The sequence below is a fragment of the Lutimonas saemankumensis genome (assembly GCF_020171465.1).
GTDB lineage: Bacteria > Bacteroidota > Bacteroidia > Flavobacteriales > Flavobacteriaceae > Lutimonas > Lutimonas saemankumensis.
In genome coordinates this window covers 81,968-97,108 of sequence record NZ_JAIUZR010000004.1, presented here as the reverse complement: position 1 = coordinate 97,108, position 15,141 = coordinate 81,968, and the positions used below count along the sequence as shown (strand labels likewise).

At 33.4% G+C, this 15,141-nt stretch carries 13 protein-coding genes; 3 read left to right on the top strand and 10 right to left on the bottom strand.

All coding sequences use genetic code 11. From position 1 onward, the window contains the following. Window positions 1-7 precede the first annotated feature (7 nt). The gene (locus tag LCM02_RS08315) at window positions 8-688 is read right to left on the bottom strand and encodes a hypothetical protein (protein ID WP_224927940.1); all 681 of its coding nucleotides are present in this window, start codon (window positions 686-688) and stop codon (window positions 8-10) included. Beyond that, entirely contained in the window at window positions 639-1,208 is a 570-nt protein-coding gene (locus LCM02_RS08310) for a hypothetical protein (protein ID WP_224927938.1), read from the bottom strand. The genes LCM02_RS08315 and LCM02_RS08310 overlap by 50 nt, the downstream gene beginning before the upstream one ends. Window positions 1,209-2,229: 1,021 nt before the next feature. Between LCM02_RS08310 and LCM02_RS08305 the strand changes: the two genes are divergently transcribed. Continuing rightward, window positions 2,230-3,258: a phosphotriesterase family protein gene (locus tag LCM02_RS08305; protein ID WP_224927936.1), complete on the top strand. Its 1,029-nt coding sequence runs from the start codon at window positions 2,230-2,232 to the stop codon at window positions 3,256-3,258. 65 nt (window positions 3,259-3,323) lie between these two features. Here the strand turns inward: LCM02_RS08305 and LCM02_RS08300 are convergent, their stop codons facing one another. After that, window positions 3,324-3,707 (bottom strand): hypothetical protein, encoded by a 384-nt coding sequence (locus tag LCM02_RS08300; protein ID WP_224927934.1) that lies wholly within the window; start codon window positions 3,705-3,707, stop codon window positions 3,324-3,326. 349 nt (window positions 3,708-4,056) lie between these two features. Between LCM02_RS08300 and LCM02_RS08295 the strand changes: the two genes are divergently transcribed. Then, window positions 4,057-5,106, top strand: a complete 1,050-nt coding sequence (locus tag LCM02_RS08295; protein ID WP_224927932.1) for a sugar-transfer associated ATP-grasp domain-containing protein — start codon at window positions 4,057-4,059, stop codon at window positions 5,104-5,106. A 34-nt stretch (window positions 5,107-5,140) separates the two neighbouring features. Here LCM02_RS08295 and LCM02_RS08290 read toward each other — a convergent pair whose 3' ends face one another. Beyond that, window positions 5,141-5,875, bottom strand: a complete 735-nt coding sequence (locus LCM02_RS08290; protein ID WP_224927929.1) for a DUF6090 family protein — start codon at window positions 5,873-5,875, stop codon at window positions 5,141-5,143. Window positions 5,876-6,270: 395 nt separating this feature from the next. On the opposite strand from LCM02_RS08290, the gene LCM02_RS08285 reads away from it, so the two are divergent. After that, entirely contained in the window at window positions 6,271-7,308 is a 1,038-nt protein-coding gene (locus tag LCM02_RS08285) for an acetylserotonin O-methyltransferase (RefSeq protein ID WP_224927927.1), read from the top strand. Window positions 7,309-7,495: 187 nt separating this feature from the next. Here LCM02_RS08285 and LCM02_RS08280 read toward each other — a convergent pair whose 3' ends face one another. The 6 genes from LCM02_RS08280 to LCM02_RS08255 all read right to left on the bottom strand — a co-directional run bounded on the left by LCM02_RS08280 (window position 7,496) and on the right by LCM02_RS08255 (window position 15,135). Beyond that, window positions 7,496-8,575, bottom strand: coding sequence for a hypothetical protein (locus LCM02_RS08280; RefSeq protein ID WP_224927925.1), 1,080 nt, complete (start codon window positions 8,573-8,575; stop codon window positions 7,496-7,498). Continuing rightward, window positions 8,572-9,366 (bottom strand): DUF6090 family protein, encoded by a 795-nt coding sequence (locus LCM02_RS08275; RefSeq protein ID WP_224927923.1) that lies wholly within the window; start codon window positions 9,364-9,366, stop codon window positions 8,572-8,574. Before LCM02_RS08275 ends, LCM02_RS08280 begins: the two co-directional genes overlap by 4 nt. Before the next feature lie 248 nt (window positions 9,367-9,614). Further along, the gene (locus tag LCM02_RS08270; RefSeq protein ID WP_224927921.1) at window positions 9,615-10,733 is read right to left on the bottom strand and encodes an InlB B-repeat-containing protein; all 1,119 of its coding nucleotides are present in this window, start codon (window positions 10,731-10,733) and stop codon (window positions 9,615-9,617) included. Between the two features lie 336 nt (window positions 10,734-11,069). Next, window positions 11,070-12,560: a leucine-rich repeat domain-containing protein gene (locus LCM02_RS08265; protein ID WP_224927919.1), complete on the bottom strand. Its 1,491-nt coding sequence runs from the start codon at window positions 12,558-12,560 to the stop codon at window positions 11,070-11,072. A gap of 164 nt (window positions 12,561-12,724) precedes the next feature. Further along, window positions 12,725-14,197, bottom strand: a complete 1,473-nt coding sequence (locus tag LCM02_RS08260) for a leucine-rich repeat domain-containing protein (RefSeq protein ID WP_224927917.1) — start codon at window positions 14,195-14,197, stop codon at window positions 12,725-12,727. Between the two features lie 113 nt (window positions 14,198-14,310). Next, window positions 14,311-15,135, bottom strand: a complete 825-nt coding sequence (locus tag LCM02_RS08255) for a leucine-rich repeat domain-containing protein (RefSeq protein ID WP_224927915.1) — start codon at window positions 15,133-15,135, stop codon at window positions 14,311-14,313. Window positions 15,136-15,141: the final 6 nt, after the last annotated feature.

The window sequence follows — 15,141 nt, the reverse complement described above, 5'->3', positions numbered from 1 at the left end:
AACTATGCTATTTTACAATTTGAAGATCATCAATCCAGAAAATTCCGGGTTTTAGGATATTTACTTCGATTCGAATTTCATCAAAATTTTCAGCTACAGGAACTTTAAACTCAAATTGTTTCCAAGCCTTAATTTCTTCATTAGATTGTATAAGAATTTTCATTTCGCCAGTTTTTGGTGATACCCCGCCGGCCATTACCCTAAATTCTGATTGCTCATTTTTAACCCAGAAACTGAGCGTATAGGTGTTTCCCGGGTCTGCATTAAATTGATCTGCATCAAATTGATCTGTATGAAATTGATTAGTGAATCCAGGTGAAAACCGGCCCCCGGCAGAAGAACATGCGGTAACTTTAAATTTTAGCGATTGCTTTCCTTCCTTGAATTCTTCCGTATCAATAATGATTTCAAAATCTCCACTTGGGACCGTATTGGGTGTGTACATCAGCCAGTTCACCGGAATCCCTTTTTCAGACACTTCAAATCCACCATTTAATCCTGCGTAGGGATCGTTTACGTGTTCGCTAAATTGGATGCAGCTAAGCAGTGTTACTAATGAAATTGAAGTAATAATTAGTGCTAAAATGAATTTCCCGGCCCTTGATTTCATATTTAAAGATACAATAATCTTCAGGATCCTATTTCCAAAAACATAAAAGTGAACACCCGTCTGAATTTCTGTTTTCATCATCCTTAACTTCACAGGTACTCAAATCGTTTAAGTTTTGCTTTGATTTGAGGAAGTAAACCGTTTCTTCTTCCCATTCCGAAAGTTCGACATCTACCTGTAAGGTATTCCCTTCTAAATGAAAGGTCAGTTTGTTGCAATTTCCAAGAATGGCGTCGCATGAAACAACCAGTTGGTCTTCTGTATTTTCAATGATCTGGTAATCTCCTGGAATGAAAATGTTTGAATTGTACTCATAACATTTTAGTTCATCATCATATCTCCATTGCTCGATGAGATGGTCCTGTTCATTGTTGATTCTGATGTATACAGATAGTTCAGGATGAGAGAGTACCCACTCGGTATTGTGATTTTTCTCCAGAAATGTAAGAGATATTTCATCTGTGTCATCCGAGCAGGAAATTAAAAGGCTAAATAAAAGAAACGTTGAGATAAGATGAGATATAAGCTTGTTGATATTTTTAGTTTTGAAAATCCTTGATACTATCTTTGACGAGAAGGTTCTATTGATAAATTGCATGATAGGGCAGCTATGGGTTAAGTTTCTCTAAGTTGATCACATTCTATCAGATTTACAATGATATCAAGCACAGTTTGGATTGATTATGGTCAATATGCTCTCTGAACCTCAACAGAAGAAAATAGATTTCCTGGTAAGTGCCGAAGAATTAAGTAGGAGACTCCGGTTTAGGAGTGGGTGAATAAAAAAGAGGCTATAAATGTCAATTTACCAGAATGATATTCATCACACATGGAGGCTATTCTAATTGATAACCTTTTATCGTCATTGTATAAAAATGTACTCTTTTTGACTGATATGTGAAGACGCATAGGATCGAGAATATTTCTTTCCCTTCCATAATTTTGGGTCATTATTCAATATCTCTGACAGCTAATACAATCATCAAAATAAAACCAATCATTATTCCGATTACTAAACCACAAATTAATAATAATAATTCCATCATAACTATAAGTAAATTGGTTCACAGCATTTTATAATTTCAAAAATGTTGTGATATTGAAACCAGTGAAAAATACTCTTGCCTGCCATAGCAATTTAGTTTACAAAATTATGTATTTTGGATTAAATTAATGACTATAAATAGCACAATTTCAGCAAAATACCCTATAGAGGGTATACGAAGAAAAGCAAACTTAAATCTCAAGAATGTTAGCCTGGTTTATGTGTAAGATAGACCCAAATGAATGCTGGTGACAGAATCAAGATCCTCAAAGTGACGGAATCTTCCTCTTGGAATAAAAAAGGTAAAAAGATATATATCAGGCATCGGATTAACACCCTTGTCTTTTGAAATCAGTTTTCATTTTCGGATTCGTTTAAGGAGCAGCTAGAATTGTTCCTTGTTTCTTGTAATATCCAGTTTATCACCTTTTGATAAGTTTCCGGTTTCCAGGGAGGTAAAATACTTGTATGGGTTCAGATTAAGCGATTGTACTTCATCAATAATAGACGAAATTTGACTAAATTGAAGAATTATTAATAAAGGTGAATTAATAAAAAATCACAGCATAAATTCATGAATAAAGGACTAAGAATTTATATTTTAATTTTTTTCTTACTAATTGGTTGCGGATATCCAACATCTAAAAAACAACAGCTAATTCAAGATGTTAACGCAACGCATCAATTAGCACCAAATCAAATATGGTTATCACACGAACATATTTTAGTTGATTTTATTGGTGCAGACAGTATCCAACCGAACACATGGAACCATGATGTCATAATTAAGGAAGTAACGCCTTATCTGGAAGAGCTTCAAGAGTTTAATGTGAATTATTTTGTTGACGCAACACCGGGTTATTTGGGAAGAGATGTATTGCTTCTGGAGAAAATTGCTAATAAAACAAGTATTAGAATTGTTACAAATACAGGTCTTTATGGAGCTCGTGATAACAAATTTATTCCTGCATATGCTCATGAGATGACAGGAGAAGATCTAGCCGGGATGTGGGTTAATGAATATAAGAATGGTATTGATGGAACTTCAATAAGACCGGGATTTATTAAGATTGGTGTTGATGATTCTGATCCCTTACATGTAACGCATCAAAAGTTGGTAAAAGCCGCGGCTCTGACTCATTTGAAAACAGGTTTAACTATAGCATCACATACGGGAAGAGCTATAGGTTTGTGGCCGCAATTGAACATTTTAAAAAAAATGGGGGTATCACCAGAGGCTTTTATCTGGGTGCATGCCCAGTCAGAAGATGATCATGATAGTTATCTTAAAGCTGCAGAGATGGGATGCTGGATAAGCCTGGATGGAATGGGTTGGGAATTGGAAAAACATGTTGAAAAACTATTATTTGCAAAAGAAAATGGAATTTTAGATCGAGTTTTAATTTCACACGATTCAGGATGGTATGATCCTCAAAAAGAAAATCAAACGATAAAACCCTACACAAATATTTTTAAGAAACTCTATCCGGAGCTAAAATCACAGGGCTTTACAGACGATGAATTTAACTTATTGATCAGCGTCAATCCATCAAAAGCGTTCATGATCGAGGTCAGAAACTACAACTCGGGCAAAAATGATTAATAGTACATTGCTTAATAACGCAATTAACGGGCAAATCATGTCATGCCTCGCTTCGGTGGGGTTTTTTATAGATTGCGTTTTTGAACTTTTATAATTAAGTTTAGTTGCCAAAGACCTCTGTTAAATACTTCACCTTTGATACGTTGAAAATCAGAGACGAAGTATTCTAAGTCTATTATATCTTCATACAAAATCCTAATTTGTGTATCTTCTATGTAAATGAGTAGGCTGTCATCTCTTAATTCTGGTCGCTTGTTACTTTTCCACCAATTATATTTATAATCCTCAGGAACATCACCCTTAAAATTAAAATGATACTCCTCAAAATATTGGCTCCTCTTATAATCGTATTCTTTAAAAATATTCTCAAAATCTGTTTTAGTCCATTGAGCCTGAGCCTGAACTGAACTAACCAAAAGCACAAAAGCAAGTAGAAGGAGCTTTTTCATTGGGTCTAATTTACAACACTAAAGATATGAATTAATGTTTACTCCATTTAGAATCAGTTACTAATTGTAAGGTTTTTCCCTGCCTCAATTAGATAACTTCATTTAAGTTTTAAAATAATTAGGGTACTTATAGAAGATCGATATTGAATTTTATTTAAATTATAATCGATACAGGATTATTCCTATTTTAGAAGTGAATCATAATAATGGCGATTAGATTCGTTAAATTATGAGAAATCCGAGTTCAGCTCAGTTTGATTGATTCATACCAAATAATGTTTTAAAAATTATAGTAAAACGTTCGGCTGATTGTCTCATTAAAAGTAGGATCTAAATTATTAAAAATAAAATGATAAAAAAACATGTTAAAAAATTGATTAACGAATATAAAATTTCACAATATCATTTATGGCACAAAAAAACGGCAGGTAAGGTTTTAGAAAGTATTGAATTGGATAAAGGTAAAACGGATCCTAAATTAATAAATTTATCTAATGATTATGCTTTGGATGTTTTAGGATGGAAAGGTTATGCTCCCTGGCTCTATGTTTATAGTTCTATCGCCCAAACTTTTAAAAATGGATGGATTCCTGACAACTATTACGGTCATGTGGTAGTTCCGAAAATGAAAGGTAATTATGGAGAAATTTCAGAATATCGTGCTCTAACAAATTCTCTTTTCAAATCTTTGGATTTTCCCGACATCCTCTATAAAACAAACGGATTATACCTTTCACCAGAATATCAGGTTATTTCGGAAAAGAGTGTTATGGAATTTTTATTTAAAGACTCGGAGATTGTTGTATTTAAAAAGGATTGTGGAGGCCAGGGAAAAAATGTTATTATCCTCAAAAAAAAGGATTTTAATATCAGCAAATTAGAAAAATTGGATAACGGTGTATTTCAAAAGTATATTAATCAACATTCTTTTTTTAAGGAAATAATGCCTAACTCAGTTGCAACTATTCGTATAACAAGTGTTATAAACGATGAAGGAATTGTTTCAGTGAGAGCATGTTATCTTCGAGTTGGACGCATTTTGGACACTCATGTTAGATCTAATACTCATATTAGAATTCCAATTCATCCACTTACAGGGGCACTCGATAAATATGGATTCAGTACGGATTGGATTCATTCAGAAAATCATCCGGATACAGAGTTTGTATTTAATAATAAGAGGATTCCAAATTTTAAGAAATGTATAGACACAGCTATTAGTCTGCATAAAATGGTACCTTTTTCTAGAATAATAGGGTGGGATATGATAATTGATGAGTATAATAGTGTGAAAGTTATGGAGTGGAATGGCTCTTATAATGACATAAAATTTTCTGAAGCCACTCAGGGACCATGTTTTTCTGATTTGGGTTGGGAAAATTTATGGAAAGAGAATTAAACAATGATAATTTTCAGGGGATCATTCGATAATTTCAATCTGGATCGAGACTTAAGGTTTCAATTAATTCATTGGTCAGAATTAATAATTGTTCTGAATGCTCTTGAGCAGATCGTGATGCCTGTAAAAACCTATGAAGAGCTAAATCATACATTCTAATAAATTCTGCTTCGTTTACCTCTTTCCTCAAAATCTTATAAACGGGGCCATTTTTTTCATTTTTCCAAAGAAAACCAAACTTGTCATTTAATTCCTGGTATTTTTCATATGAATAATCATAACGATATTGAATTAAATGGTACCTCAGTTTTATATTGTCATAAAAGTTCATTAATTCTTGAATTTCATCTTCAGTAAATACCTTAATATTACCTGTAGACATGAGAGACTGAAACGTCGTTTTATTTGGAGGTAATATTCCCATTTTACTCATGCTTCCCGATGTATATAATTTAACTATTGTATCAAACGTAACATCTGGTTTTTCAAGTTTAGTTATTATTTCCCCAAAAACTTTTATATGAATTTCTGCCACTTGGATAACGTGATTTTGATTAGCGGTATCTTTTTGCAAATCTTCGATAAGAGCCCTCTTAAATAATTTTTTATTGATAATATCCTTCCTTTCTTCATTCCAGTTGTTAATCTGAAGCGCAATCAGAATCCCAATTACAACAAGCACAATCTCTCCAATGGCATATCTGCTGTATTTGAAGAATTGATTATTTGCGGCAAGACGCCATCGTATTTTTCGGAAGAATTTGAGCATCTGCTAAGTTTTATAACTAAATATAGCATCAGTGGTTCAGATGAAATAATGGATATGGACGAATGGCATCATTTCACTTCCGAAAGGGTTCGATTATTTATCGGGATGTGAATAACATTATCATCATCGGTGGTTGGGGAATTGCGTTATGGTCATTGACTAAGGGAATGATAAAACCCTAAAATGTCTTACAGTAGTCGTCGGAAAAATTATTCTATACTTCGGACATTTATAAGTGTACTTCGTCCTGATTGGTTTTAACCATAAGGATAGATTAGCTACATTGAGGAACGTATATTCAAAATTTACACAAGATTATAAAATCGATCAATCTCGTATCCGGTCGAAGATTAAAATAATTTAATATGCTTTTAGGAATTTAAAACACAAGAAATATGGAACAATCAATTCAAAATCAAGTTACCCCGTCAAAGATAATGCAGGTTGGGATGGGTTTTTGGGCATCAAAAACTTTATTGACAGCCGTAAACATGGGACTTTTCACAGAATTGTCTGCCGGAATGCTTTCGGGCTCAGAAATTCAAAACAAGCTGGGACTGCATGATCGATCACTTTATGATTTTTTAGATACACTTGTGGCTTTAGGATTTTTGAATCGCACAGGATTGAAGGAAAACGCCATGTATGGAAATTCAGATGATTCCGAAATGTTTTTAGACAAAAACAAACCGAGTTATATTGGTGGTATTCTGGAAATGTCTAATAACAGACTCTATCCATTTTGGAATGATTTAGAGGAATGCTTAAAAACCGGAGGCCCTCAAAACGAGTCAAAAAATGGTGGAAAACCTCTTTTTGAAGCCATTTATTCTGATGAGGACAGACTTAGGGAATTTATTCATGGTATGGGAGGTGTACAAGCCGGTAATTTTATGAAACTGGCTCGAGATTTTGATTTCTCAAATTACAGTACACTATGTGATGTGGGTGGTTCAGGTGCCAACCTTTCCATTATCGTAGCAAAAAACAATAATCACATGAATTGTATTTCATTTGATTTACCTCCTGTAGGCCCTATAGCAAAGGAAAACGTAAGTCAATTTGGTTTAACTGAACGAATAGATATTGTTTCGGGAGATTTTTTTATTGATGACTTCCCAAATGCAGATATTATAACGATGGGAAATATTCTTCACGATTGGGGTGCTCAGGACAAAGTTATGTTAGTTAGAAAGGCCTATCAAGCTTTACCTGAAGGAGGTGCACTTATTGTTATTGAAAATATTATTGATGATCAAAGGGAAAAAAATACTTTCGGATTGATGATGTCTTTGAATATGGCTATCGAAACGGATGAAGGATTTGATTTTTCATTATCCGAATTTAAATCGTGGTCTGAGATGGCAGGGTTTAAAGAAACAATATTGATGCCACTTGAAGGGCCTTCAAGCGCAATAATAGCGATTAAATAAATCTTGAGTGAACATACGAGATTAATTTGGATGCATCTCGAAGGGTTTTTAGTAAAATGCTCAATATTAGTATTGAACAATTCGTTGCTATTGAATGTATACTAGGCCATGAGTGAATTACTTGGGAATGCCTGGAGTAAGATGCCAGAAGTGAAGGACTAGCGGAGTTAATATGTAAAAATTGGGACTAATTAACTTTTATAAACTTCCAGGTACTACCACCATTATTTATAACGGATAGCGAGTCCCCCTCAACAATATATGTCATATAAACTGCGCCACTGTTTCGCAACATCGAAATGACGGATCTAGATTTTGTTTTTTTTAAATCTATAAACGTATTCTCCCACGCAATGTCAGGTTGTAGAGGTTTGTAAGTCATTATGAGGTTGTTTTCAAATTTATATTCTTCCGGATCATACACTCCATCTTCAGATATTAATTTATAAGTTCCAACTAGCAGATTCACAACTTCAGGATCAACTTTAAAGCTGTCATGAACTGTTGGCATATTTAATAACATCGCCAATTCTTGGTAAATCCGTACGGCACGATTTCGATAACTTAGGGTATTATTTAATTGGGCACGACTTAAATTCCACCAGCCTTGCACCTCATTTTTATAAAGATAATTATTCAGCATGTAATCAATCATTTCCCTATTTTGATTAGGACTAAATACATGATCGGAATACCAATTGTATTTTTTACGGTGCTCAGCCTTAATATCCTTCACAAAATCAATCATATTCTTATTAGCAATATCAATGGCTTTCTTATCCATGGAATACATAATATTTAATTCACTAACTACTTGGTCATATTTAGAAGGTATTAAATCCATATTTAAAACTAAATTGTCATAAGCACTTGTGTTTAAGAAAACCATATCATATTCATAATCGTATGGGAAATATAAATAGGTTAATACCCGAGCGCCATTTTTGTCATATTTAGGCATGGCATAATCATCGTAAGCTAAGTTGTTATATATTACCAAATAACCAAGAGTGTCCAGGTATTTAGAATTTTGAAATACTTTTTGTGTTTCATTGATATTGGCAACCAGTTCAATTAATACCTTTTCAAAAAGCACATCAATTTTCGCATCTGACTTATGTTGCTCATTCCAATTATTTATCTGAAGCGCAATCAAAATCCCAACAACAACAAGCACAATCTCTCCAATGGCATATCTGCTGTATTTAAAGAACTGATTGTCTTGGGCTAATCGCCAGCGTATTTTACGAAAAAATGGGATCATCATAAATTCTCTATAGTTTTGCCAATATTCTCTATTAGGTTGTTTCCGATCTCTATTTGCAAAATGGAGTTGGCGTAAATGAATTCCGCATTGGTTACTAGATTGCGTAATGCTGCAACAGCTTCGGGATCCTTTTGCAACCATTTCATGACATCATTGATGACCAAACCGGCATCAGGACTAAATCCATTCTCGGTTAACAGGGTGATCCAATACTGTTTATAGTAAATCAGACTTTGCCATTCCTTTTTACCCAGAAATCGCTCATGCCTTATGTAGTAATCGTCTATTTCTTCAATTATATTTTTATCGTCGATAAAAGATAACAAGCCAGAATTTTTTAATTGATCCAGTCCATTCATGGTAGCATCAAAATGCGAAATGTACCCAACAGCGGTAAATGCAAATTGCAAGAACGTCGAATCAATTTCATCAGGGATTGATTTATATCCAAAAAAATCGCCTTTAAACTTTGGAATATTATAGAATGCAACATTGTTCTCCTTGAAACCAGCTCTTTTCAAGATGACGTGCATTGAATGATACCTAAAAGATGCGTTATTCATTAAGAGTTCCAGATTCTTGATGTCACTCTCTAGATCTGATTTCAAGGTCTCCAAATGAGATTTTAGAATCAATTTTGACTTCCGATTCTCATTCCAGTTGTTAATCTGGAGAGCTATGAGAATCCCAATCACAACAAGCACTATCTCGCCAATGGCATATCTGCTATACTTAAAGAATTGGTTATTTGCGGCAAGGCGCCATCTAATTTTACGGAAAAAGGGGAGCATCTGCTAAGTTTTATAATTAAATATAGCATCGGTTAATCATTCACAATACTCATCATGGACGAACGGTATCAAATCACTTCCGAATGGGATAGATTATTTATCGAGATGTTTAAATGGGCATCAGATCCGGAGCCGTAACTAGAAAATAGAAGGCTGGGGTATTGGAAAAGGAAACCCGAATAATTGATCCTCATCAAGAAAACCCGATAGCATCTCACCACCGGGTTTTCATTTTCATGAGGGGAAGTTTAGTTGTCGCAGTCCAAAGAGAAGGTAACTCCTTCGTCTACAACCATGCAGGTGTCATAGGGTGAAGGTGGTAGATAAGGCGGAGGCGTACAATCATTTAGGGCGTTGGTCCATTGATCCTCATGGGCCTGGATACATTTTAATTTGTTATTATCAGCCCATAAATTTATCCATTCTGTCAAGTGCGAAATATCGAGCCTTTTGAGCTCATTGTTAGATAAAATTAAAACATAAAGATTCTTGTTATTGGTCAAGTCTATGTCTTCAAGTGAATTGTTTGACAGATCTAAGCTGGACAGTTTAATGTTTTTAGTAAGATCTAATGTGCTCAATTCATTGTTTGAGCAGTTCAAGCTTTCGAGGCGGATATTTTTAGTAAGATCTAATGTGCTCAATTCATTATTCGAGCAATTTAATTCTTTCAGATTGGTAAAGGCCTCGATGCCTGTAAGGTCTTTGATGCCTAAACCGGTTAGGTCCAATTCTTCGATGTAAGCCACGTAAAGATCAAACACATAGTCGTCCATCAGTCTGTCCAGTCCGAGGTCTACAAGTGCCTTTTCAAAGTTGTCGTCTGGAACATAGGTCTGTTTAGTTGGCTCGAAATAAGCGGTAATGGTCATGGACTTTGTCATTGTAATTTCCATGGGATTCTCCACGCCCTCAACATCACCTTCCCAAAATACGAATTGCCATCCGGGAAAAGGAGTAGCAATTAGCTTCAAATGTGTTCCGGATGGGAAAGTCGTTGTTTTGGATTGAAGGACTTCCTGCTTAACAGTACCCCCTCCATTGATAATGATGTCCAGGTTGTATTGTACTTTTTCAAAAACAGCCGTAATATTTTTATCTTCAAGCATGATAACTTTCAAAGGGTTTGCATTACCACTGGCATCGCCGGTCCAGTTTTTAAAAATATACTCATCTATAGGGGTTGCCTTGAGTTCAATTTCGCTTCCTTCATTATACATGCCGGGTAAAGGGGTTACCGTTCCTGTTTCTTTAGGGATACACGATGTTTCAAGCTGATACTGGATTGGGTCGTCATCTGCACAAAAAGTCAAAAGGGCCAAAAACATCACAGATACTGTAAGTTTAAGATTAATAGGATTCTTCATATCGTTAGATTTTTGAGTTATATTAATTTTAAAAATCTATGCCATTTGGCATTTATCACGCAGTATCCTATTATAAGAGATAAAATTAGTAGGGAATTATAAATTCAACAATGATACTAATCAATTTACAACTTGATTTTAATCAACGAAATATCTGATATACAGATATATATACCCTCCCGAGGGTATATAAAACCTCAAGAACAAACAACTAATGACTATAAGTTTTCGGGAAGAAAATTGATGCTGTTTCCGAAGCCGGACATACATCCTTAGGTCAGCGAATGGAAACGGAAAATATGGGGCTGGGGTATAGATATGGAATGGTGAATAAATCTAAGAATCACAATTTAAGGAATAGGAAGTAGTATCGTCTTTTGTCCAATATTGACTATTAATGTCTGTGTCCAATTGTTCCTGATTTACCTGTATACACTCCAATGGATTTGACTGACATTCTAACATCCACAGATTATAATTATTACTAATATTTAAACTCGTTAATTGATTATTATAACAAACCAATCGCCTTAATAAAGGCTTGTCACTTATATTGATACTTGTTATATTATTACTTTCAAAATATAATAAATCTAAAATTGGATTGTTACTAATATCCAAACTGGATAGTTGATTGGACCCACAATCAAGTTGTTTCAGGGACATATTATTACTAACATCTAAATTGGTCAAATTATTTTCTTGACAACTCAGTAAAACCAAAGATTTGAGGTTCTTTATGTTCAAGCTTTGCAATGAATTCCTCTGACATCTTATTATTGCTAAAGAAGGACAATCAACAATATTTAAATCAGTCAATTTATTTTCTGAACACCAAACCCCATTTAAGGATTCATTATTAGAAATGTCTACGTTTGATAGCTGGTTATTTTGACAATTAAGGTATTCTAAATTAGATTTATTTTTTACGTTCAAACTTGTTAATTGATTGTCAGAACAACGAAGTTGAGCTAAGTGCAAGTTGGAATCTACATCCAAACTTGTTAGGTGATTTTTCTGACAAGATAAATACTCTAAATTAATATTCTTGCTTACATCTAAACTTGATAGTTGATTATTGCCACATTCCAAATTGGTTAAAGAATTATTATTGCTTACATCTAAACTTGATAGTTGATTATTGCCACATTCCAAATTGGTTAAAGAATTATTATTGCTTATATCCAATCTTGATAGTTGATTTTCTCCACATACTAAATAATTTAAAGAGATATTCTTACTGACATCTAATTTTTCCAATTGGTTTCGATAACAGTACAATTTTTCTAATAAAGGGTTATTGCTTACATCCAAACTTATTATTTGATTTTCACCACATTCCAAATTGATTAAGGAATTATTCTTGCTTACATCTAAATTTACTAACTGATTTGCTTGACACGACAACCTAGATAAAGAAGTATTATTGCTTACATCTAAATTTGTTAATTGATTGTCATCACAGGCTAAATGCGTTAAATAAATATTTTCACTAACATCTAACTTTGATAGTTGATTTCCAATGCACCACAGTCCAGATAAATAAGTAAAATCTTCAATACCTGTTAAATCCTTAATTTCCAAATTACTCATATCCAATTTGTCGATGTTGTTAATTTTATCTGTCAAAACATAATTATCCAATACATCATCAAAACCTTTCCTTATAAGTTCTTTTTCAAAATTATCGTCTGGAACATAGGTGTAACCTTCCCTTTCAAATGGATCAACAGGATTAACAGGTTCATAGGGTTCATTTTCATCATTGTTATTGCAACCAACGATTGTAAAGGACAATAGCAAAGTGAAGAGTATATTTTTAATCATGAGATAAAGGAAGTTCTCAAAAACCCAATATCCAATGATTTAAATCATGTAATGAATTGATTGTAGTCAATGTGCTGGCTCCGGTGGTTGGGAAATTGCGTTATTAATATTTTCGGAATATGGAGTTAGATGAAATAATTGAGGGGTCGGGAAAACATGAATAATCAATCACATTCCAATGACCAGGTCGCATTAACATCTTTAGTCCATCGGATATCACTATTTGCTTTATCAATTTGATCTTGATTCATTTTAATGCACGATAGGTTGTTGTTTTCGCAGCGTAATAAATTAAAATTAGTAATAGGAATATGGCTTATGTCGAGTTCTTCCAATTGATTATTCTGACACCAAATTGTTCTTATATTAAAATTTTGGCTTAGATCAAGATCTATCAATTCATTTTCAGAACAGATCAATAGTTCTAATAAATTATTGTTACTAATATCAATTTCTTGTATGTTGTTTTGATCAAACACAAGTGTTTCCAATAATGGCATATTACTCACATTCAATGCTTTTATTCTGTTTTCGGTAACCCATAACTTTTCCATTGTACTATTTTGACTAAATTCAATATATTCAAGAATACCTCGAGGGGATTTAAAGTCACTCAGCAAGTGGTTATTTGTAAGATCCAAAGTTTTCATCAAAGTCCCACCAATATTTAGATATTGAAGAAGAGTGTTATTACTTAAATCTATCTGAGTAATAGGTAAAAGAGCACACATTAATCTTTTTAAAAGAATATTTTGAGTTACATCAAGATTCGAGATTTCATTGGTATGACATGAAAGTTCATTTAGCAGATTATTATTTCTTAAATCCAATTCAGATAATTGATTATTGTCACACCATAATTGTTCGAGATTTTTTTTGTCTTTGACATCCAGACCTTGAATTTTATTTCGAGAGCAATTCAAATAGGTTAATTCATTATTATTCCTCAGATTCAATTCTGTAATCTGGTTTATATCGCAATTGAGATGCTCAAGTAATGGATTTTGGCTTAGGTCTAACTCTGAAAGTTTATTCACTTGGCACTCCAGCTCGATTAATGATTTATTCTTGCTTATATCTAGGACTTCTAACTCGTTATCCGAGCAATTTAATTTTTGAAGAGCTGGATATAGTGTTAAATCCAACGAAGTGATTTTATTTCCGGCACATTCCAACCTTTTTAAATCCTTCAAATGACCTATTTCTAAATCATCGATATTTGTCTGGTTATAATTTAATTCTGAAATAAGTTTGTTATTGTTTAGGTTTAATCCCGATATCTGATTACCTGAAATATCTAATACTCTGAGATTTTCAAAATATTCGATACCTGTTAAATCAGTGATATCATAAGGATAGCCTTCCTTTACCTCAAGACGTTCTATATTTTTAATGTTTTCGATCAAAACATTATCATCCATAACATCGTCGTGACCTAATCTTATAAGCCAACTTTCAAACTTATCGTCAGGAATATATGCATAGCCCCAAGTTTCATAAGGATTATCTGGAAAGTAAGGTTCATCATCATCCTTACAACTAACCGTTAAAAGGATAAACAGTAAAGTGAAGAGTATATTTTTAACCATGAGATAAAGGAAGTTCTCAAAATCCTTATATCCAATGACATAAATCATGTAGGGAATTGATTGTGGTCAATTGACCCCTCCGTGGTTAGGAAATTTCGTTATGAGATTATTTGGAATATGGAGTTGGATGAGTTGATTGATGAGTGGTAAAACACGAATTATCATTCACATTCTAATGACCAAGTAGCGGTATCATCTTTTACCCAATCTGACACCTTATTTTTAAGCTGAGGTTCATTGACCTTTATACAGGTAATTTGATTCGAGGGACATCCCATTCTTTCTAGAGAGGTGTTAATACTTACATCCAAATTTGTTAATCTATTTCCACCACAAAATAAATAAAATAAATATTTGTTACTACTCACATCGAGGTCCTCAAGTTCATTATCATTACAAAAGATAATACCGAGGGATGGACTATTACTCAAATCCAAACTTGTTAGTTGATTTTGCTGACAATAAACATAATTCAATCCTGGTTTATTACTAACATCCAAACTTGTGAGCTTATTTCCCCAACATTCCAAATGATACAGGGCTGTGTTATTACTCAGGTCTAAAGTTGTTAGTTCATTGGAGGCACAATATAAAGTTTCTAATGATTTGTTATTACTTACATCAAGACTTGTTAGTTCATTGTCCCATAGCCATAACTTTTTTAAGAATTTATTCTGACTCACATCTAAACCAATGAGGTCATTAAAGTTACAATCTAAATATTCTAAATATGTAAAGTCTTCAATACCCATTAAACTTTTTATTCCTAATCCAGAAAGATCCAATTCAACTACATCTTTTATATTCTCTGATATTACCTGATTGTCTAATACGTCATCATATCCTAATTCAATTAAAGCTAGTTCGAAATTATCATCAGGAATAAATGTTTTTCTTAAATCAGGAACTGGTAATGTTTCATCATCGTTATTACAACCAATAATTGCAACAACAAGCAGCAAAGTGAAGAGTATATTTCTAACCATAAGATA

Excerpts from the sequence above, each read along its gene's own strand:
- LCM02_RS08315 (WP_224927940.1), bottom strand. The coding sequence starts at position 688 with ATGAAAACAGAAATTCAGACGGGTGTTCACTTTTATGTTTTTGGAAAT.
- LCM02_RS08310 (WP_224927938.1), bottom strand. The coding sequence starts at position 1,208 with ATGCAATTTATCAATAGAACCTTCTCGTCAAAGATAGTATCAAGGATT.
- LCM02_RS08305 (WP_224927936.1), top strand. The coding sequence starts at position 2,230 with ATGAATAAAGGACTAAGAATTTATATTTTAATTTTTTTCTTACTAATT.
- LCM02_RS08300 (WP_224927934.1), bottom strand. The coding sequence starts at position 3,707 with ATGAAAAAGCTCCTTCTACTTGCTTTTGTGCTTTTGGTTAGTTCAGTT.
- LCM02_RS08295 (WP_224927932.1), top strand. The coding sequence starts at position 4,057 with ATGATAAAAAAACATGTTAAAAAATTGATTAACGAATATAAAATTTCA.
- LCM02_RS08290 (WP_224927929.1), bottom strand. The coding sequence starts at position 5,875 with ATGCTCAAATTCTTCCGAAAAATACGATGGCGTCTTGCCGCAAATAAT.
- LCM02_RS08285 (WP_224927927.1), top strand. The coding sequence starts at position 6,271 with ATGGAACAATCAATTCAAAATCAAGTTACCCCGTCAAAGATAATGCAG.
- LCM02_RS08280 (WP_224927925.1), bottom strand. The coding sequence starts at position 8,575 with ATGATGATCCCATTTTTTCGTAAAATACGCTGGCGATTAGCCCAAGAC.
- LCM02_RS08275 (WP_224927923.1), bottom strand. The coding sequence starts at position 9,366 with ATGCTCCCCTTTTTCCGTAAAATTAGATGGCGCCTTGCCGCAAATAAC.
- LCM02_RS08270 (WP_224927921.1), bottom strand. The coding sequence starts at position 10,733 with ATGAAGAATCCTATTAATCTTAAACTTACAGTATCTGTGATGTTTTTG.
- LCM02_RS08265 (WP_224927919.1), bottom strand. The coding sequence starts at position 12,560 with ATGATTAAAAATATACTCTTCACTTTGCTATTGTCCTTTACAATCGTT.
- LCM02_RS08260 (WP_224927917.1), bottom strand. The coding sequence starts at position 14,197 with ATGATTTATGTCATTGGATATAAGGATTTTGAGAACTTCCTTTATCTC.
- LCM02_RS08255 (WP_224927915.1), bottom strand. The coding sequence starts at position 15,135 with ATGGTTAGAAATATACTCTTCACTTTGCTGCTTGTTGTTGCAATTATT.